The sequence below is a fragment of the Nocardioides sp. LMS-CY genome, from assembly GCF_018732145.1.
Lineage (GTDB): Bacteria > Actinomycetota > Actinomycetes > Propionibacteriales > Nocardioidaceae > Nocardioides > Nocardioides soli.
In genome coordinates, this window is the sequence record NZ_CP076104.1 from 2,312,781 (window position 1) to 2,330,803 (window position 18,023).

Here is an 18,023-nt window from a genome sequence, read left to right on the forward strand (position 1 = left end):
CGGCACGCTGCTTCCCACCGCACGCTCATGCCCATGGCTGTGGCTGATCAGCGAGGGGTGAGGCACCATGGTGGTCATGACGACGCTGCCGCGTGGGCGGGCGCTGACGGTCGCGGACATCGAGGCGATGCCCGATGACGGGCAGCGCTACGAGCTCATCGACGGTGTCCTCGTCGTGAGCCCGACGCCCGCCTGGCGACACCAGGACGTGCTGACGAACCTGCTCGTGCTGCTCCGGACGACAGCCCCAGCGCACCTGCGTGTGCTGCCTGCCCCGACGGCCGTCATCATCGACGAGCGGACGTGGGTCGAGCCCGACATCGTCGTCGCGCCGAAGTCCGACTACGGCGCCAAGTACCTCGACCACCCGCCCTTGCTGGCGGTCGAGGTGCTCTCGCCCTCGAACCGGATCTACGACCTGAACACGAAGTTCGCCCGCTACGAGCGCGCCGGCATCGCGTCGTACTGGGTGGTCGACCCGGACGAGCTGCGGCTCGTGGTGTGGGAGTTGGTCGACGGCCGCTACGTCGAGATCGCCGATGTCGGGCCGGGGGAGCGCTGGTCGGCCGTCCGGCCGTTCCCGGTCGCCGTCGCGCCCGGTGACCTGACCGACTGAGTCCTCGGTTGTGTCCTCGGCGCCTCAGCCGTCGGACGCGGGGCGAGGCCGGGGCCGGGGCGCTCGTAGAATCGGTGCCATGATCCAGCGCATCGACCTGCGGGGCGCCGACCGGACGACGGTCGACTACCGAGCAGCCGTGCCCCGTGCCGACTTCGACGTCGAGGCGGCGGTGCCGGCGGTGCATGCGATCTGCGAGGAGGTCCGCACCCGCGGCCTGGCCGCGATCCGGGAGTACGGCGAGCGGTTCGACGGGGTGCGCGTCGACGACATCCGGGTCGCGCCGGAGGCACTCCAGCGGGCTCTCGTCGAGCTCGACCCGGCCATCCGCGCCGGGCTGGACGAGTCGATCCGGCGGCTGCGCGCGACCTGCGCCAACGAGCTGGAGCAGGACGCCGTGACCGACCTCGGCCCGGGAGCCCGCGTCACCCACCGCAAGGTGCCGGTCGGGCGGGTCGGCCTCTACGTGCCGGGCGGCCTCGCGCCGCTGGTCTCCAGCGTGCTGATGAACGTCGTGCCCGCCCAGACCGCGGGCGTCGAGTCGATCGCGCTGGCCAGCCCGCCGCAGCGGGAGTTCGGCGGCTCCGTGCACCCGACGATCCTGGCGGCGTGCGCGCTGCTCGGCGTCGATGAGGTGTACGCCGTCGGCGGCGCCCAGGCGATCGCGATGTTCGCCTACGGCGTCGGGCCGTGCGCCAAGGTCGACCTGGTCACCGGGCCGGGCAACATCTACACCGTCACCGCGAAGCGGCTGCTCAAGGGCCAGATCGGCATCGACTCCGAGGCCGGGCCGACCGAGATCGCGATCCTGGCCGACGACACCGCCGACGCGGCGTACGTCGCCGCCGACCTGATCAGCCAGGCCGAGCACGACCCGCTCGCGGCGTCGGTGCTGGTCACGCCGAGCGAGCGGCTCGCGAGCGAGGTCGAGGCCGAGCTCGACAAGCAGGTCTCGGTGACCAAGCACGTCGAGCGGATCCGCACCAGCCTCTCCGGCCCGCAGTCGGGCATCGTGCTGGTCGACGACCTCGAGCAGGGACTCCAGGTGGTCGACGCGTACGCCGCCGAGCACCTGGAGATCCACACCGAGGACGCCGCCGCCTGGGCGGCCCGGGTCAACAACGCCGGCGCGATCTTCGTCGGCCCCTACGCTCCGGTGAGCCTCGGCGACTACTGCGCCGGCTCCAACCACGTGCTGCCCACGGGCGGCTGCGCCTGCCACAGCAGCGGCCTGTCGGTGCGCGCGTTCACCAAGTCGGTGCACGTCGTCGAGTACGACCGCGGCGCGCTCGAGGCGGTCGCCGGCCACGTGGTGACGCTCGCCGAGGCCGAGGACCTGCCCGGCCACGGCGCCGCGGTCAGCGTGCGATTCGGGGAGTGAGCATGGACTTCCCCCCGATCCGCGAGGAGCTGCGGGGGCTCGAGCCGTACGGCGCGCCCCAGCTCGACGTCCCCGTCCAGCTCAACACCAACGAGAACCCCTACGGGCCCTCCGCGGCATGCGCCGACGACATCGCCGCCGCCGTGCGCGAGGCCGCGCTGACCCTCAACCGCTACCCCGACCGTGAGCACGTGGCGCTGCGCGCCGCCCTCGCGGCGTACCTCTCCCGCGACACCCCGCACGGCGTGACGCCGGACCAGGTGTGGGCGGCGAACGGCTCCAACGAGGTGATGCTGCAGCTGCTGCAGGCCTTCGGCGGGCCCGGGCGCACGGCGATGAGCTTCGCGCCGACCTACTCGATGTATCCCGAGTACGCCCGCGACACCTCGACCACCTGGGTGCACGGCCGGCGCGCGGAGGACTTCAGCCTCGACCTCGACGCCGCTCGCGAGGCCGTCGAGCGCGAGCGGCCGAGCGTCGTGCTGCTGCCGAGCCCCAACAACCCGACCGGCACCGCGCTGCCGCCCGAGGCGGTCGGCCTGCTCTGCAAGGCAGCGGCCAGCTACGAGCCGGGTGGGCTCGTGGTCGTCGACGAGGCGTACGGCGAGTTCCGGCGCTCCGGCGTCCCGAGCGCGGTCGAGCTGCTGCCGACGTACCGCAACCTGGTCGTCACGCGCACGATGAGCAAGGCGTTCGCGGCGGCCGGCCTGCGGCTGGGCTACCTGGCGGCGGACCCGGCGATCTGCGACGCGATCCGGGTCGTCCGGCTGCCCTACCACCTCTCCGCGGTGACCCAGGCGGCCGCGCTCGCCGCGCTGCGGCACGCGCCGGAGCTGCTCGGGAGGGTCGACGAGCTGCGGGCCGAGCGCGACGGCTGCGTCGACTGGTTGCGGGAGCAGGGGCTGACCGTGGCCGACAGCGACGCGAACTTCGTGCTGTTCGGCACCTTCGCCGACCGTCATGCGGTGTGGCAGGGACTGCTCGACCGGGGCGTGCTGATCCGCGAGGTCGGGCCCGACGGGTGGCTGCGGGTGTCGATCGGCACCGCAGACGAGATGATGGCGTTCAAGCAGGCGATGACCGAGGTCATGCAGACCGTGGCAGCGCGGACCCTGGGTATGGAGGCACAGGCATGAGCAGGACGGCTCGGATCGAGCGGCAGACCAGCGAGTCGAAGGTGCTCGTCGAGGTCGACCTCGACGGCTCGGGGCGTCACGACGTCTCCACCGGCATCGGCTTCTACGACCACATGCTCACCGCGTTCGCGCGGCACTCGCTCGTGGACCTGACCGTGCAGTCCGAGGGCGACCACTGGATCGACGCCCACCACACGACCGAGGACACCGCGATCGCGCTCGGCCAGGCGCTGCGCCAGGCGCTCGGCGACAAGCAGGGCATCCGCCGCTTCGGCGACGCCACGGTGCCGCTCGACGAGGCGCTCGTGCAGGCCGTCGTCGACGTGTCCGGCCGGCCCTACTGCGTGCACACCGGCGAGCCCGAGGGCCAGCAGTACGTGCAGCTGGGTGGGTCGACGCCGGCGTACCTCGGCTCGCTGACCCAGCACGTCTTCGAGACGATCGCGTTCCACGGCCACTTCGCGCTGCACGTGCGGGTGCTCGCCGGCCGCGAGCCGCACCACATCGTGGAGACCCAGTTCAAGGCGTTCGCCCGGGCCTTCCGCGACGCGGTCGCACTCGACCCGCGCGAGACGGGCGTGCCCTCCACGAAGGGGACCCTCTGAACACCAGGCCCGGCGTCGTCGTCCTCGACTACGGGTCGGGGAACCTCCGCTCCGCCGTGCGCGCGGTCGAGCGCGCCGGCGCCGAGGTGACGCTCACCAGCGACTTCGACACGGCGCTGGCGGCCGACGGCCTCGTCGTCCCGGGCGTGGGCGCGTACGCCGCCTGCATGGCCGGGCTGCGGGCGATCAAGGGTGAGCGGATCATCGGCCGCCGGCTCGCCGGGGGCCGTCCGGTGCTCGGCATCTGCGTCGGCATGCAGATCCTCTTCGCCAGCGGCGTGGAGCACGGCGTCGAGACCGAGGGCTGCGACGAGTGGCCGGGCGTCGTCGAGCGCTTGCAGGCTCCGGTGGTGCCGCACATGGGGTGGAACACGGTCGATGTCGCACAGGGGAGCTCTCTCTTCGCGGGCATCGCGGACGAGCGCTTCTACTTCGTGCACTCCTACGGTGTGCGCGACTGGACCCTTGTCACCAACGACCGCACCAAGGCGCCCCTGGTGACCTGGGCCGAGCACGGCGGGGACCGCTTCGTCGCCGCCGTCGAGAACGGCCCGCTGAGCGCGACCCAGTTCCACCCCGAGAAGTCCGGTGACGCCGGCGCCGCGCTGCTGCGCAACTGGGTGAACTCGCTGACCACATCCGACTGAACGATCGAAGAGACGAAGATGAGTGACTACCTCGAGCTGCTGCCTGCCGTCGACATCACCGAGGGGCGAGCCGTCCAGCTCGCCCAGGGCGTCGCCGGCTCCGAGCGCACGTACGGCGACCCGATCGCGGCCGCGATGCGGTGGCAGGACGCCGGTGCGGAGTGGATCCACCTGGTCGACCTCGACGCGGCGTTCGGCCGCGGCTCCAACCGCGAGCTGCAGGCGCAGATCGTCGGGGCGCTGGACATCCAGGTCGAGATGAGCGGCGGCATCCGCGACGACGAGTCGCTGGAGGCCGCGCTCGCCACCGGCTGCCGCCGGGTCAACATCGGCACCGCCGCGCTCGAGCAGCCCGAGTGGTGCGCCCGGGTGATCGCCGAGCACGGCGACCGGGTCGCGATCGGCCTCGACGTACGCGGCCGGACGCTCGCCGCCCGCGGCTGGACCAAGGAGGGCGGCGACCTCTACGAGACGCTGGCTCGGCTCGACTCCGAGGGCTGCGCGCGGTACGTCGTCACCGACGTCAACAAGGACGGCATGCTCCAGGGGCCCAACCTCCAGCTGCTGGAGGACGTCTGCGCCGCGACGTCCGCGCCGGTCGTGGCGTCCGGCGGCGTGACGACGCTCGACGACATCCGTGCGCTGATGTCGCTGGTGCGCCCCGCCGGAGCTCCGGGAGGGGTCGAGGGTGCGATCGCCGGCACCGCTCTCTACGAGGGCCGCTTCACCCTCGAGGACGCGCTCGCGCTCACCCGGGGCGCGTCGTGACCCTCGCCGTACGCGTGATCCCGTGCCTGGACGTCGACGCCGGGCGGGTGGTCAAGGGCATCAACTTCAAGGAGCTGCGCGATGCCGGCGACCCCGTCGAGCTGGCGCGGACCTACGACGCGGAGGGTGCCGACGAGCTGACCTTCCTCGACATCTCGGCCTCCCACGAGGGCCGGGCGACCACGATGGAGATCGTGTCGAAGACCGCGGAGGAGGTCTTCATCCCGCTCACCGTCGGCGGCGGAGTGTCCTCCGTCGAGGACGTCGACCGGCTGCTGCGCGCCGGCGCCGACAAGGTCGCGGTCAACACGGCCGCGATCAACCGACCCGAGCTGGTCGCCGAGATCGCGGACCGGTTCGGCAACCAGGTGCTGGTGCTGTCGGTCGACGCGCGCCGCGCGGCGGGGACACCGTCCGGTTTCGAGGTGACCACCCACGGCGGTCGCCGGTCGGCCGGCCTGGACGCGGTCGAGTGGGCCGTCCGCGCGACCGAGCTCGGCGCCGGGGAGATCCTGCTCAACGCGATGGACGCCGACGGGACCCAGGACGGCTTCGACCTCGAGCTGATCCGGGCCGTACGCCGCGAGGTCGCGATCCCGGTGATCGCCTCCGGCGGCGCCGGTGCGACCGAGCACTTCCCGCCGGCCGTCGCGGCCGGCGCGGACGCCGTGCTCGCGGCCACCGTCTTCCACTTCGGCACGCTGCGGATCGCCGACGTGAAGGCGGCGCTCGCCGGGGCGGGTCACCCGGTCCGCTGAGCCCTCGCCGGCCCGCTCAGAACGGTCCGCTGAAGTTGGGACCGGACGGGTTGTTGTAGCTCTCGCCGCGGCCCTGGACCGTGCGCCGCGCCCGATCCACCTCGGCGTCCGCGAGGCCGCGCCGGCGTGGCCAGAACGCCCACCGGCGAGGATCAGTGCGGCGATCCCGATGATGGTCCACAACAGCACGGCTGCTCCTCGCGGTCGATGGTCCCGGCAGCCTAGCCCTCGGGGCGGTGGGGCGCCGCCGTGGCGACGGCGTCGGCACGGTGGTTGAGGTGCGACGGCGTCGGCACGGTGGTTGAGGTGCGACGGCGTCGGCACGGTGGTTGAGGTGCGAAGGCGCACTGGCGCCTGAGCCTCGAAACCACCAGGCCAGTCGCCCACCAGACAGTCGCCCACCAGACAGTCGCCCACCAGACAGTCGCCCACCAGACAGTCGCCCACCAGACAGTCGCCCACCAGACAGTCGCCGCCCAGGCGTCGCTGCAGCCCCGGCGCGCATCGCGGGCCGGTCAGGCAAAGCGAGCCCGACACGCCGTCGTACCCCGGCGTGTCGCCGTCGCTTCCCCTGACCACCCCGGCGGGTCATCGGCGTGTCTCGCCGTTTCCCCGGGCGGCCGGGGAAACGAGGGGAGCCGCGGTCGCGGCGCCAGCGGAGCCGGCCGGCCACCGCGGGCGCCCCCACCGACCACCCCCGAAACCGACTACGCCCCGAGGTCCGCCGCCCGGAGCGTGGCGACCGCGTCGTCGGGGCCGTCGAGCTCGAGGCCGACCACGGCCGAGCGCCCGAAGAGGAAGAGGATCAGCTCGACGACGTCGCCGGTGATCGTCACCGGGTCGTCGCCCGCTCGGGCGACGGTGGTCGCGCCGGTGTCGCGGCGGCGCAGGACGACGGGCACCGGGAGCCTGCGCCCGATGAACGACATCGAGCGGGCCAGTCGCGACCACAGCTCGTCGACGTCGGCGGGGTCGAGGGATCGGGGCTGCCAGCCGGTGCGGCCGCGGCGCAGGTCCTCGTGGTGCACGAGGAACTCGAGGGTGTTCGCGGCCCGGTCGACGGCGGGCACCGCGAACATGGCGCCGGGCGAGCGGAGCCGCGCGACGAGCTCGTCGTACTCCCGCCGGCCCACGGAGCGGGAGGCGTGGTCGGTGAACCTCGCGAACGGCGACAGCACGATGCCCGCGGCGGCGAGCGGTCTGCGCTCGCGCACCAGGAGGTGCACCACGAGGTCCTGGGCGTTCCACCCGGCACACAGCGTCGGCGACTCCGCACCGACCTCGAGCGCAAGGTCGCACAGGGCGGCCCGTTCACGGCGCGAGAGCGAGTCGGTCACCACCGGAGCATACGGCGGCACGCGGCGGGCGGGACGGCGATCACGACGCCCGATGTCCGCGCGTGGGAATAGCCTGGCCGGGCGGCGGGGTTCCCCGCGGGCAGACGGGTACGGACGGGGACGAGCGGGTAGTGAGCGACAGGCGCAGCAGGCGGGGGACCACGACGGACGGGTTCCGGGTCCTGGCCGTCGCGATCCGTCGGGAGCCGTGGATCTTCACGCTGTCGACGATCGGCAGCGTGCTCTTCGGCGCGCTGACCGTCGCCGACGCCTGGGTGCTGGGGTGGTCGACCGACCACGTGGTGCTGCCCGCGTTCGAGCGCGGCGAGATCGGCGCCGACCTGCTGGTCGCGGTGTTCGCGCTCTTCTTCGGGGTGGCGCTGCTGCGCGCGGTCGGCATCGTCGCGCGCCGCCTGGGCGCGGGCATCATGCAGTACCGCATGCAGGCGCACACCCGCCGGGCCGTGACCCGGCAGTACCTCGCGCTGCCGATGGCGTGGCACCAGCGGCACCCCACCGGTGAGCTGCTCTCCAACGCCAACTCCGACGTCGAGGCGGCCTGGGGCCCGATCGCGCCGCTCCCGATGGCGGTCGGCACGCTCGCGATGATGGTGATCGCGGTCGCCCAGATGTTCGCCGCCGACGTCGTGATGGCCCTGGTCGGGCTGATGGTCTTCCCGGCGGTCGTGGTCGCCAACCTCGCCTACCAGCGGCTCGCCTCCCCGCTCATGACCAAGGCGCAGCAGCTGCGGGCCGAGCTCAGCGAGGTCGCGCACGAGTCCTTCGACGGCGCGATGGTCGTCAAGACGCTGGGTCGGGAGTCGGAGGAGACCGCCCGGTTCGCCGAGAAGGCCCGCGAGCTGCGCGACGTCAACATCCGCGCCGGCCGGATCCGCGCCGCCTTCGATCCGGCCCTGGCCGCACTGCCCAACCTGGGCGTCCTCGTGGTGCTCGCCGTCGGCGTCAGCCGCGTGCTCTCCGGCGCCACCGCGCCCGGCGACGTGGTGACCGTCGCCTACCTGCTCACGGTCGTCTCGTTCCCGATCCGCTCGATCGGCTGGCTGCTGGGGGAGTTCCCACGCAGCGTGGTCGGCTACCACCGGGCGCGCTCCGTGCTCCGGGCGACCGGCGCGATGCCGTACGGCGACCGGACGGTCGACCGGTCCGCGCGGGCCGGTGCGCGGCTCGACGTCGTCGACCTGGGCTACCGCTACGCCGCCGACCAGCCGCTCCTCGAGGACGTGTCCTTCACCGTCGAGCCCGGACGCACCGTCGCGCTCGTCGGTGCCACCGCGTCCGGCAAGACCACGCTCACCACCCTGATCGCGCGGCTGGTCGACCCCGACGAGGGGCGGCTGCTGCTCGACGGCACCGACCTGCGCGACCTCGGCAAGGGCGAGCTCGCCGAGGTCGTCGCCGTGGTCCCGCAGACGGCGTTCCTCTTCGACGACACCGTCCGGGGCAACGTCACGCTGGGGGCCGAGGTCCCCGACGACGACGTCTGGGCGGCGCTCCGCGCGGCGCAGGCCGACGGGTTCGTCGCCGCGCTCCCGCACGGGCTCGACTCCCGGCTCGGTGAGCGCGGCACGTCCCTCTCCGGCGGGCAGCGCCAGCGCATCTCGCTGGCCCGGGCCCTGGTACGCCGCCCGCGCCTGCTGGTCCTCGACGACGCGACGTCCGCGGTCGACCCCGAGGTCGAGGCCCGGATCCTCGAGGCGCTGCGCAGCAACGACCACGGCAGCAGCCTGGTCGTCGTCGCCTACCGCAAGGCCACGATCGGGCTGGCCGACGAGGTCGTGCACCTCGACGACGGCCGGATCGCCGACCGCGGTACCCATGCCGAGCTGCTCGACCGCAGCCCGGCGTACGCCCGCCTGGTCAACGCCTACGAGCAGGGCCAGGGCGAACTGGTGGGGGAGAACACGGTATGAGCACGAGCACCACCTTCGACACCGGCGAGCAGATCGGTGGCTTCGACACCGTCCGCCGGGGCGTGCGGGTCTCGCCCGAGCTCAAGGACGGTCTCGGCTGGACCATCACGCTCGCGTTCGTGGCCGCGATCGGCCAGGTCGTGGTGCCGATCGCGGTCCAGCAGACGCTCGACCGCGGGCTCAACGGCCCGGACGGCCCCGACGTCTCGTTCACCGTGCTGATGGGGGTCGCGGCCGCCGCCGCGATCCTGGTGACGAGCTGGGCGTCGTACCTCATGACCGCGCGGCTGTTCACCGTCTCCGAGCGCGGCCTCGCGACCCTGCGGATCAAGGCCTTCCGGCACGTCCACGACCTGCCGCTGCTCACCCAGAACACCGAGCGCCGCGGGGCCCTCGTCTCGCGGGTCACCAGCGATGTCGACCAGGTCAGCCAGTTCCTCGTCTTCGGCGGGCTGCTGCTGATCGTCAGCTGCTGCCAGGTGATCATCGCGACCATCGTGATGCTCGTCTACAGCTGGCAGCTGGCGATCGTCGTGTGGGTCTGCTTCGCGCCGCTCTTCGCCTCGATCCGGTACTTCCAGCGCAAGCTGTCCGACGCCTACGGCGTGGTCCGGCGCCAGGTCGCCGTGATGCTCTCGGCCATCTCCGAGCCGGTCGTGGGCGCCGCGGTCGTGAAGTCCTACGCGATCGAGGACCGCACCCAGGCCCGGATCGACGAGGCGATCGACGAGTTCAAGACCGCGAGCACCCAGGCCCAGAAGTTCACGGTCGTGTCGTTCTCGCTCGGCGGCATCTCCGCCGGCCTGGCCAACGCCGGCACGCTGATCGTCGGCATCCAGCTCGGCTTCGCCGGGGAGATGACGGCCGGCAAGGTGCTCGCGTTCGCGTTCCTGGTGACGCTCTTCGTCGGCCCGGTGCAGATGGGCACCCAGATCCTCACCGACGCCCAGAACGCCCTGGTCAGCTGGCGCCGGGTGATCGGCATCCTGGAGACGCCCGCCGACCTCGTCGACCCGGGCGAGTCGGGGCAGGTGCTGCCCCGCGGACCGATCGACGTGTCGTTCCGCGACGTCACCTTCGCCTACCCCGGCGGTCCGCCCGTGCTCCGCGACCTCGATCTCGACATCCCGGGCGGCACCCGGGTCGCCGTCGTCGGCGAGACCGGCTCGGGCAAGTCCACGATCGCCAAGCTGCTGACCCGGCTGATGGACCCGAGCGAGGGCTCGATCGCCCTCGACGGCGTCGACGTGCGCCAGATCGCGCAGGAGTCGCTGCGGCGCAGCGTGGTGCTGGTGCCGCAGGAGGGCTTCCTCTTCGACGACACCCTGGCCAGCAACGTGCGCTACGGCCGGCTCGACGCGACCGACGCGCAGATCGCCGCGGCCGCCGACGAGCTCGGCTTCGGCGACTGGCTGGCGGGCCTGCCCGACGGGCTCGAGACCCGGGTCGGTCAGCGTGGCGAGTCGCTGTCGGCGGGGGAGCGACAGTTGGTCGCGCTGCTGCGCGCGCAGCTCGCCGATCCCGACCTGCTGGTCCTCGACGAGGCGACCAGCGCCGTCGACCCGGCCCTGGAGATGCGCATCGGTCGGGCCCTCGAGCGGCTGATGCAGAGCCGCACCAGCGTCACGATCGCACACCGGCTCTCGACCGCCGAGGCCGCCGACGAGGTGGTCGTCGTCGACCGCGGCCGGATCGTCCAGCGCGGACCGCACGCGGTGCTCGTCGCGCAGGAGGGTTCGGTGTACGCCGGCCTGCACCGCTCCTGGGTGGCGCAGCAGGGCTCGTGACGGCGTGGGTGGTTTCGAGGCCCGGGCCTGGCGGCCCTCGCACCTCAACCACCGCCACGGTGGTTGAGGTGCGAAGGCGCCCCGCGCCTGAGCCTCGAAACCACCCGCGCGAGATAATGACCCGGTGACCACCCTCGACCCCGCCATCGCCGCCCGGCTCAAGCGCACCGCGGAGGGCCTCGTGCCCGCGGTGGCGCAGCAGCACGACACCGGCGAGGTGCTGATGCTCGGCTGGATGGACGACGAGGCGCTGGCCCGGACGATCGAGACGGGCCGGGCGACCTACTGGAGTCGCTCCCGCCAGGAGTACTGGGCCAAGGGGGACACCTCCGGCCACGTCCAGTGGGTCAAGGAGATCCGGCTCGACTGCGACGGCGACACGCTGCTGGTCAGGGTCGACCAGGTCGGCGCGGCGTGCCACACCGGCGACCGCACCTGCTTCGACGCCGCGCTGCTCCACGAGCTCGCAGATGACTGAGCCGACCCCCTCCACCCGGCGGCGCGCCTTCGGGCCGGTCGTGCTGCTCGGCCTCGCCTCGGCCGGCCTGACCGCCATCGCGGCCAACAAGCCGGCGGTCAACGGGGGAGCCTCCGGCACCGGCGCCGGCAGCGTGCTGACGCTCACCTTCGAGGGCACGATGCCGCTGGTGACGGCGCTCGCCCTGGTCGTGCTTGCCTGCTGGGGCGTGGTGCTGGTGACCCGAGGGCGGGTGCGCCGGGCGGTGGCCCTGCTGGGCTCCCTGGCTGCCGACGGCGCCCTGGTGGGGGTGCTGGTCGCCTTCGGTCAGGTGAGTGACGACCTGCGCGACGAGCTCGCCCAGGTCGGCGTCACCGACGTCCAGATCTCGCACACCGCGTGGTACTGGGCAGCGCTCGCCGCGGCCTGCGTCTCCGTCGTGTGCGCGGCGCTGGCGTTCCTCTGGACGCCCACGTGGCCGGAGATGGGCACCCGGTACGACGCGCCCGGGGCGTCCGAGCCGACCTCGACCGCCCCGCCCGAGGAGCAGAGCAGCATCGACCTCTGGAAGGCGATGGACGAGGGCCGCGACCCGACCGACTGATCCGGGCTGAGCCGCGATCCACCGATTTCCGCCTGCTGCGCGTCACCATTCGGGCGCGCTGGCTGCGTTACCGACGCTCAACGGACAACCAGTACGACGCTCGCGCCGGTGCCTGGCCAGCACACCCGCCTGGTGACGCTCGCGACGCCGCAAATCGGTGGATCGAGGCTGAGCCGGTGGCCGGCCCGGAAGCGCACCTGAATAGACTGTCCCCGCACCATCACGCGTGCCCATCACACGAGACTGTGCTCGAGGAGCCTTGCATGTCTGCACACCACGGCAATACCCCTGCGGCCTGGACGTTCGTCACGGTAGCCATGCTCGGGTTCGTCGTCGGCGCCGCCGGGATGCTGTTCGACCCGATCAAGTGGCCGATCTTCTGGGTGGGCGTCGGGCTCGCTGTCGCCTCGCTGGTGATCTTCGCGGTGATGGCCAAGCTCGGCTTCCACGAGTCGGGCAGCTGACCGCCGACCGCGGCACGACACCATGACCGCCACCGCGCCGGCCCCGCCCGCGGGGGCGGCGTACGCCGAGAGCCGGTGGCGGCGGGTCCGCGGACCGGCGATCGTCATCGGCGGGCTCGGCCTCGCCACGCTCGCCCTGCACCTGCGCGACCCGCACCAGCAGGGCGCGTGGGGGGTGTGTCCGAGCGCCGCGCTGGGCTTCTCCTGCCCCGGCTGCGGTGGCCTGCGGGCCGTCAACGACCTGACCAATGGCGAGATCGGCGCGGCAGCGTCGAGCAACCTGCTGTTCGTGGCGCTGGTGCCGCTGGTCGTGATCGGTCTCGGCACCTGGGCCGTGGCCCGCTGGCGGGGCGTCACCGTCCGGCCACCGATGCGCCTGGTCCGCCCGGCGGCCTACGCGGGGCTGGCGCTGCTCGCGGTCTTCACGGTGCTGCGCAACCTGCCGGCGGGATCCTGGCTCGCGCCCTGAGCGCCGGTCCGACCGACCGATGGTCTGCCCGACCGCTCGTGCCGAGCGGACGTGACTCGGGCCCGGCCGCGTGGCCGGGCCCGAGTCACGTACGTCTCACCGACGACCGTCAGGCGCTGGTGTCGTAGGTGATGTCGATGACCCCGGTCGCGACCAGGATCCAGTAGACGGCACCCAGCGCGACGCCGATGATGCCGAGGATGAAGCCCCACTGCGCGAGGCCGTCGCCCTTCTTGGCGCCCGCGGACTCGCGGATGTCCTTCTTGCCCAGCTGGCCGAACACGATGCCGAGGATCGAGAAGATCAGGCAGCCCCAGAAGCAGGGGATGGCGCCGATGATGCCGAGCACCAGCGAGGTGACCGCCATGCCCGAGGTCTTCGGGGGCATGCCGCCCATCGGCGGCTGCGGCGCGCCGTACTGCGGCGGCGGGGGCGGCGGGTCGGAGTAGCTCACGGGGGTTCCTCTCTGGTCGGCCCCGTCCGTCTGTCGGGTCCGTGTTCAGCGGACACTACCCACGCTCGGGTGCTTCATGTCGCGTGGGAGACTGGGGTCCGTCCGCAGTCCGTGGCCAGTCCGGTGGGAGAGACCAGCATGTCCGTGCTCGACGACATCGTCGCCGGGGTGCGCATCGACCTCGCCGAGCGGGAGTCCCGCACCAGCCTCGCCGACCTGCGGGCCGCGCTCGCCGACGTCGACCCGCCGCGCGACCCGATGCCGCACTTCCGCGCGCCCGGCTCGAGCGTGATCGCCGAGGTCAAGCGGCGCAGCCCCAGCAAGGGCGCGCTCGCGGACATCCCGGACCCGTCCGAGCTCGCCCAGCGGTACGCCGCGGGCGGGGCCGCCGCGATCAGCGTGCTCACCGAGCAGCGCAGGTTCGGGGGCAGCCTCGACGACCTGCGCGCGGTCCGGGCCGCGGTGGACGTCCCGATCCTGCGCAAGGACTTCATCGTCACGACCTACCAGCTGGTCGAGGCGCGCGCCGCCGGCGCCGACCTCGCGCTGCTCATCGTCGCGGCGCTCGACGACGACACCCTGCGCCGGCTCCACGACGACGCCCGCGAGCTCGGGCTGACCGTGCTGGTCGAGGTGCACGACGAGGCCGAGACCGCGCGCGCGGTCGACCTCGGCGCCGAGCTGGTCGGCGTCAACGCCCGCAACCTCAAGACGCTCGAGATCCACGCCGACACTTTCGGCCGGCTCGCACCGCTGGTGCCCGACGATCGGGTCAAGGTCGCCGAGAGCGGCATCTTCGGCCCCGTGGACGTGAAGCGCTTCGTGTCCGAGGGTGCCCGCGCGGTGCTCGTCGGCGAGGCACTGGTGAAGGACGGCGACCCGCAGGCCGCGGTCGCCGCGATGACAGGAGTGACTGCATGACGGCCCACCTCGCGGGCTTCGACGCCGACGAGCACGGGTGGTTCGGCGGCGCCGAGTCCGGGTTCGGCGGGCGCTTCATGCCCGAGGCCCTGGTCGCCGCGCTGGACGAGCTGACGGTGGCGTGGCACGAGGCGATGGCCGACCCGTCGTTCACGGCGGACTTCGAGCGGATCCTGCGCGAGTACGCCGGCGTCCCGAGCCCGCTCTACCACGCCGAGCGGCTCAGCGAGCGCGTCGGTGCCCGGATCCTGCTCAAGCGCGAGGACCTCAACCACACCGGCGCGCACAAGATCCGCAACGTGCTCGGCCAGGCGCTGCTCACCAAGCGGATGGGCAAGACTCGCGTGATCGCCGAGACCGGCGCCGGCCAGCACGGTGTCGCGAGCGCGACCGCCGCGGCGTACTTCGGTCTCGACTGCACGGTCTACATGGGCTCGGTCGACACCAAGCGGCAGGCGCTCAACGTCGCCCGGATGAACCTGCTCGGCGCCAAGGTTGTCGCGGTCGACTCCGGCAGCGCCACGCTCAAGGACGCGATCAACGAGGCACTGCGCGACTGGGTCGCGAGCGTCGACCACACGGCGTACCTCTTCGGCACCGCCGCCGGCCCGCACCCCTTCCCGAGCCTGGTCCGCGAGTTCTGCCGCGGCATCGGCGACGAGGCGCGCGCCCAGTGCCTGGAGCAGTACGGCGTGCTGCCCGACGCGATCGCGGCCTGCGTCGGCGGTGGCTCCAACGCGATCGGGCTGTTCACCGCGTTCCTCGACGACGCGGACGTCGACGTCTACGGCTTCGAGGCCGGCGGCGACGGCTTCGACACGGGTCGGCACGCGGCGACCATCTACGCCGGCGACCGCGGGGTGCTCCACGGCGCCCGCACGTTCGTGCTCCAGGACGAGGACGGCCAGACCATCGAGTCGCACTCGATCTCGGCCGGACTCGACTACCCCGGGGTCGGCCCGCAGCACGCCCACCTCGCCGACGTGGGGCGCGCGACGTACCTCCCGGTGACCGATGCCGAGGCGATGGACGCGATGGCGCTGCTGTCGCGCACCGAGGGCATCATCCCGGCCGTCGAGTCGGCCCATGCACTGGCCGGTGCGCTGCGGCTGGCCGAGGAGCGGCCCGGCCAGACGATCCTGGTCAACCTCTCCGGGCGCGGCGACAAGGACATGGGCACGGCGCTGGAGTACTTCCGGCTCGGCGAAGCCGAGGCCGGCAGCGACGAGCACAGCCAGCTCGGTGCGTCCGACGAGACGGAGGGACGGGCGTGAGCAGCAGCATCGCCTTCGCGAAGGCGAAGGCCGAGGGCCGCGCCGCGCTGGTGGGCTACCTGCCCGCCGGCTTCCCCGACGTCGCGGGTGGCATCGAGGCGATGCGCACGCTGGTCGACGCCGGTTGCGACGTGATCGAGATCGGGCTGCCCTACAGCGACCCGGTCATGGACGGTCCGACCATCCAGGCCGCCGCGCAGCAGGCGCTCGACCGCGGCGTGCGCACCAAGGACGTGCTGCGCACGGTCGAGGCGGTCGCCGCCACCGGCACGCCCACCCTGGTGATGACCTACTGGAACCCGGTCGAGAGGTACGGCGTGGAGCGGTTCGCCCGCGACCTCGCCAGCGCGGGCGGCGCGGGCCTCATCACGCCCGACATCACCCCCGACGCCGACCCGTCGTGGAGTCGGGCCGCCGACGAGCACGACCTCGACAAGGTCTACCTCGTCGCGCCGAGCTCCACCGACGAGCGGATCGCGATGACGACGGCCGCCTGTCGCGGGTTCGTCTACGCCACCGCGGTCATGGGCGTCACCGGCACCCGCACGTCCACCTCCGACCTCGCCGGCCCGCTGGTCGCGCGCACCAAGGCCGCGATCGCGCAGCAGGGCATCGACCTGCCGGTGGGCGTCGGCCTCGGGGTCAGCAACGGCGCCCAGGCGGCCGAGATCGCCGCCAAGGACGGGATCGGCGCCGACGGGGTGATCGTCGGCTCGGCGTTCGTCCGCACCCTTCTCGACCACCCCGACGAGCCCGGTGAGGGGCTGCGGGCCCTGGCCCGGCTGACCGAGGACCTGGCCAGGGGAGTGCGACGTGCGTAGCCGGCCCCGCCCCGTCCGCTTGGCCGCCGCCCTGACCGCTCTCCTCCTCCCACTCGCCGCCTGTGGTGGCGGCGACGACGATGGCGGGCTCAGCGGCACCGTGCTCGACCCGCCGTTCGAGGTCTCCTCGACCCCGCTGACCGACACCGCAGGCCAGCCGTACTCACTCACCGACGACACCGACAAGCCGCTCACGCTGGTGTTCTACGGCTACACGCACTGTCCGGACATCTGCCAGACGGTGATGTCCAACCTCGCGACGGCGATGACGCGGCTCGACGAGAAGGACCGGGACCGCGTCGACGTGGTGTTCGTGACGACCGACCCGGCCCGCGACACCGAGGACGTGCTGAAGCGCTACCTCGAGCACTTCGACCCGGCGTTCGTCGGCCTCACGGGTGAGCTCGACACGATCGTGGCCGTCGCGAAGCCGATGGGCGTCGGCGTCACCCAGGGCGAGCGGCTGCCCTCGGGCGGCTACGACGTCACCCACGGCACCACGATCACCGGCGTCGACGCCGACGACGAGGGCACGATCTACTGGAGCGAGGCGACGTCGTCCGCCGACTTCGCCGCCGACATCCACACGCTCCTGAACTGAGGACACCATGACCGTGCTCGCCACCGCGCTCTCGATCCCGAGCCCGTCGTCCGGTGTCTGGCACCTCGGGCCGCTGCCGATCCGCGGCTACGCGCTCGCGATCATCCTCGGCATCGTCGCCGCCATCTGGATCGGCGAGAAGCGCTGGGTGGCCCGCGGCGGCCGGGCGGGCGACATCCAGGACATCGCGATCTGGGCGGTGCCGTTCGGGCTGGTCGGTGGCCGGCTCTACCACGTGCTCACCGACCAGGACCTCTACTTCGGCTCCGGGGCGAACCCCGTCGAGGCGCTCTACGTGTGGCGCGGCGGACTCGGCGTGTGGGGTGCGATCGGGCTCGGCGCGCTCGGTGCGGTGATCGCCGCGAAGCGCAAGGGCATCAGGCTGCTGCCGGTGCTCGACGCGATGGCGCCCGGCGTGCTGGTCGCGCAGGCGATCGGCCGCTGGGGCAACTGGTTCAACCAGGAGCTCTTCGGCAAGCCCACCGACCTGCCGTGGGGGCTGGAGGTCAGCGACGACGTCGCGATCCGGGCCGGCTACGAGCCCGGCACGACCTTCCACCCGACGTTCCTCTACGAGAGCCTGTGGTGCCTCGCGGGCTTCGCGCTGCTGGTGTGGGCGGACCGCCGGTTCCGGCTCGGTCACGGTCGAGTGGTGGCGCTCTACATCATGGTCTACACGATCGGTCGCGGCTGGATCGAGATGCTGCGCATCGACAACGTCGAGCTCGACGATGTCGGCGGGCTGCGGTTCAACGTGTGGACCTCGCTGGTGCTCTTCGTCGCCGCCCTGGTCTGGTTCGTCGTCAGCACCCGCCGCCGGCCCGGCCGCGAGGAGCAGGTCTACACCGACGCGGCCCTGGCCCGGCACGAGTCGTCCGCCTCGGAGGCGTCGTCCGCCGCGGACGGGACCTCGGAGCCCGGCGAGGCCGACGACCCCGCATCCCGCTGAGCGGCTGAAGCCGTCCGCCGTTGGACGAATCGCGCCACATCCG

General features: G+C 72.8%; 20 protein-coding genes. 18 read left to right on the forward strand and 2 right to left on the reverse strand.

All coding sequences use genetic code 11. The features are described 5' to 3' along the window. The first annotated feature begins 76 nt into the window (after window positions 1-76). The 7 genes from KM427_RS11195 to hisF all read left to right on the forward strand — a co-directional run bounded on the left by KM427_RS11195 (window position 77) and on the right by hisF (window position 5,911). Window positions 77-616: a Uma2 family endonuclease gene (locus tag KM427_RS11195; protein ID WP_246389896.1), complete on the forward strand. Its 540-nt coding sequence runs from the start codon at window positions 77-79 to the stop codon at window positions 614-616. A 79-nt stretch (window positions 617-695) separates the two neighbouring features. Then, window positions 696-1,997: a histidinol dehydrogenase gene (gene hisD / locus KM427_RS11200; protein ID WP_183590355.1), complete on the forward strand. Its 1,302-nt coding sequence runs from the start codon at window positions 696-698 to the stop codon at window positions 1,995-1,997. 2 nt (window positions 1,998-1,999) lie between these two features. Next, window positions 2,000-3,133 carry a histidinol-phosphate transaminase gene (locus tag KM427_RS11205; RefSeq protein WP_215527225.1) on the forward strand — a complete coding sequence of 378 codons (1,134 nt, stop codon included), beginning with the start codon at window positions 2,000-2,002 and terminating at the stop codon, window positions 3,131-3,133. Next, window positions 3,130-3,738: an imidazoleglycerol-phosphate dehydratase HisB gene (gene hisB, locus KM427_RS11210; protein ID WP_215527226.1), complete on the forward strand. Its 609-nt coding sequence runs from the start codon at window positions 3,130-3,132 to the stop codon at window positions 3,736-3,738. The genes KM427_RS11205 and hisB overlap by 4 nt, the downstream gene beginning before the upstream one ends. Window positions 3,739-3,794: 56 nt before the next feature. Beyond that, window positions 3,795-4,385, forward strand: a complete 591-nt coding sequence (gene hisH, locus KM427_RS11215; RefSeq protein WP_502887155.1) for an imidazole glycerol phosphate synthase subunit HisH — start codon at window positions 3,795-3,797, stop codon at window positions 4,383-4,385. An 18-nt stretch (window positions 4,386-4,403) separates the two neighbouring features. Next, entirely contained in the window at window positions 4,404-5,153 is a 750-nt protein-coding gene (gene priA / locus KM427_RS11220) for a bifunctional 1-(5-phosphoribosyl)-5-((5-phosphoribosylamino)methylideneamino)imidazole-4-carboxamide isomerase/phosphoribosylanthranilate isomerase PriA (protein ID WP_215527227.1), read from the forward strand. Beyond that, window positions 5,150-5,911, forward strand: coding sequence for an imidazole glycerol phosphate synthase subunit HisF (hisF, locus tag KM427_RS11225; protein WP_215527228.1), 762 nt, complete (start codon window positions 5,150-5,152; stop codon window positions 5,909-5,911). Before priA ends, hisF begins: the two co-directional genes overlap by 4 nt. A gap of 707 nt (window positions 5,912-6,618) precedes the next feature. Here hisF and KM427_RS11230 read toward each other — a convergent pair. Further along, window positions 6,619-7,248, reverse strand: coding sequence for a TIGR03085 family metal-binding protein (locus KM427_RS11230; protein WP_215527229.1), 630 nt, complete (start codon window positions 7,246-7,248; stop codon window positions 6,619-6,621). Between the two features lie 131 nt (window positions 7,249-7,379). On the opposite strand from KM427_RS11230, the gene KM427_RS11235 reads away from it, so the two are divergent. The 6 genes from KM427_RS11235 to KM427_RS11260 all read left to right on the forward strand — a co-directional run bounded on the left by KM427_RS11235 (window position 7,380) and on the right by KM427_RS11260 (window position 12,960). Then, the gene (locus KM427_RS11235) at window positions 7,380-9,179 is read left to right on the forward strand and encodes an ABC transporter ATP-binding protein (protein ID WP_215527230.1); all 1,800 of its coding nucleotides are present in this window, start codon (window positions 7,380-7,382) and stop codon (window positions 9,177-9,179) included. Beyond that, the gene (locus tag KM427_RS11240; RefSeq protein ID WP_215527231.1) at window positions 9,176-10,966 is read left to right on the forward strand and encodes an ABC transporter ATP-binding protein; all 1,791 of its coding nucleotides are present in this window, start codon (window positions 9,176-9,178) and stop codon (window positions 10,964-10,966) included. Before KM427_RS11235 ends, KM427_RS11240 begins: the two co-directional genes overlap by 4 nt. Before the next feature lie 124 nt (window positions 10,967-11,090). Beyond that, the gene (gene hisI / locus KM427_RS11245; protein WP_215527232.1) at window positions 11,091-11,444 is read left to right on the forward strand and encodes a phosphoribosyl-AMP cyclohydrolase; all 354 of its coding nucleotides are present in this window, start codon (window positions 11,091-11,093) and stop codon (window positions 11,442-11,444) included. Beyond that, the gene (locus KM427_RS11250) at window positions 11,437-12,027 is read left to right on the forward strand and encodes a Trp biosynthesis-associated membrane protein (RefSeq protein ID WP_215527233.1); all 591 of its coding nucleotides are present in this window, start codon (window positions 11,437-11,439) and stop codon (window positions 12,025-12,027) included. Before hisI ends, KM427_RS11250 begins: the two co-directional genes overlap by 8 nt. Before the next feature lie 263 nt (window positions 12,028-12,290). Next, on the forward strand, window positions 12,291-12,491 hold the full coding sequence (locus tag KM427_RS11255; RefSeq protein ID WP_183590344.1) for an HGxxPAAW family protein: 201 nt from the start codon (window positions 12,291-12,293) through the stop codon (window positions 12,489-12,491). Between the two features lie 22 nt (window positions 12,492-12,513). After that, window positions 12,514-12,960 (forward strand): DUF2752 domain-containing protein, encoded by a 447-nt coding sequence (locus KM427_RS11260; RefSeq protein WP_183590343.1) that lies wholly within the window; start codon window positions 12,514-12,516, stop codon window positions 12,958-12,960. 109 nt (window positions 12,961-13,069) lie between these two features. Here the strand turns inward: KM427_RS11260 and KM427_RS11265 are convergent, their stop codons facing one another. Then, window positions 13,070-13,414, reverse strand: coding sequence for a DUF4190 domain-containing protein (locus tag KM427_RS11265; protein WP_183590342.1), 345 nt, complete (start codon window positions 13,412-13,414; stop codon window positions 13,070-13,072). 138 nt (window positions 13,415-13,552) lie between these two features. On the opposite strand from KM427_RS11265, the gene trpC reads away from it, so the two are divergent. Genes trpC through lgt form a run of 5 tightly spaced genes read left to right on the forward strand, consistent with a single transcriptional unit; the run spans window position 13,553 to window position 17,980 of the window. Further along, window positions 13,553-14,335 carry an indole-3-glycerol phosphate synthase TrpC gene (trpC, locus tag KM427_RS11270; protein WP_215527234.1) on the forward strand — a complete coding sequence of 261 codons (783 nt, stop codon included), beginning with the start codon at window positions 13,553-13,555 and terminating at the stop codon, window positions 14,333-14,335. Further along, window positions 14,332-15,609, forward strand: coding sequence for a tryptophan synthase subunit beta (gene trpB, locus KM427_RS11275; protein WP_215527235.1), 1,278 nt, complete (start codon window positions 14,332-14,334; stop codon window positions 15,607-15,609). The genes trpC and trpB overlap by 4 nt, the downstream gene beginning before the upstream one ends. Then, on the forward strand, window positions 15,606-16,430 hold the full coding sequence (gene trpA, locus KM427_RS11280) for a tryptophan synthase subunit alpha (protein ID WP_215527236.1): 825 nt from the start codon (window positions 15,606-15,608) through the stop codon (window positions 16,428-16,430). Before trpB ends, trpA begins: the two co-directional genes overlap by 4 nt. After that, the gene (locus KM427_RS11285) at window positions 16,423-17,031 is read left to right on the forward strand and encodes an SCO family protein (protein ID WP_215527237.1); all 609 of its coding nucleotides are present in this window, start codon (window positions 16,423-16,425) and stop codon (window positions 17,029-17,031) included. Before trpA ends, KM427_RS11285 begins: the two co-directional genes overlap by 8 nt. A 7-nt stretch (window positions 17,032-17,038) precedes the next feature. Next, a complete protein-coding gene (lgt, locus tag KM427_RS11290; protein ID WP_215527238.1) occupies window positions 17,039-17,980 on the forward strand; it encodes a prolipoprotein diacylglyceryl transferase in 942 nt (313 codons plus the stop codon). Window positions 17,981-18,023: the final 43 nt, after the last annotated feature.

Excerpts from the sequence above, each read along its gene's own strand:
- lgt (WP_215527238.1), top strand. The coding sequence starts at position 17,039 with ATGACCGTGCTCGCCACCGCGCTCTCGATCCCGAGCCCGTCGTCCGGT.
- KM427_RS11250 (WP_215527233.1), top strand. The coding sequence starts at position 11,437 with ATGACTGAGCCGACCCCCTCCACCCGGCGGCGCGCCTTCGGGCCGGTC.
- KM427_RS11240 (WP_215527231.1), top strand. The coding sequence starts at position 9,176 with ATGAGCACGAGCACCACCTTCGACACCGGCGAGCAGATCGGTGGCTTC.
- priA (WP_215527227.1), top strand. The coding sequence starts at position 4,404 with ATGAGTGACTACCTCGAGCTGCTGCCTGCCGTCGACATCACCGAGGGG.
- hisB (WP_215527226.1), top strand. The coding sequence starts at position 3,130 with ATGAGCAGGACGGCTCGGATCGAGCGGCAGACCAGCGAGTCGAAGGTG.
- KM427_RS11255 (WP_183590344.1), top strand. The coding sequence starts at position 12,291 with ATGTCTGCACACCACGGCAATACCCCTGCGGCCTGGACGTTCGTCACG.
- trpC (WP_215527234.1), top strand. The coding sequence starts at position 13,553 with ATGTCCGTGCTCGACGACATCGTCGCCGGGGTGCGCATCGACCTCGCC.
- KM427_RS11205 (WP_215527225.1), top strand. The coding sequence starts at position 2,000 with ATGGACTTCCCCCCGATCCGCGAGGAGCTGCGGGGGCTCGAGCCGTAC.
- trpB (WP_215527235.1), top strand. The coding sequence starts at position 14,332 with ATGACGGCCCACCTCGCGGGCTTCGACGCCGACGAGCACGGGTGGTTC.
- KM427_RS11260 (WP_183590343.1), top strand. The coding sequence starts at position 12,514 with ATGACCGCCACCGCGCCGGCCCCGCCCGCGGGGGCGGCGTACGCCGAG.
- KM427_RS11195 (WP_246389896.1), top strand. The coding sequence starts at position 77 with ATGACGACGCTGCCGCGTGGGCGGGCGCTGACGGTCGCGGACATCGAG.
- hisD (WP_183590355.1), top strand. The coding sequence starts at position 696 with ATGATCCAGCGCATCGACCTGCGGGGCGCCGACCGGACGACGGTCGAC.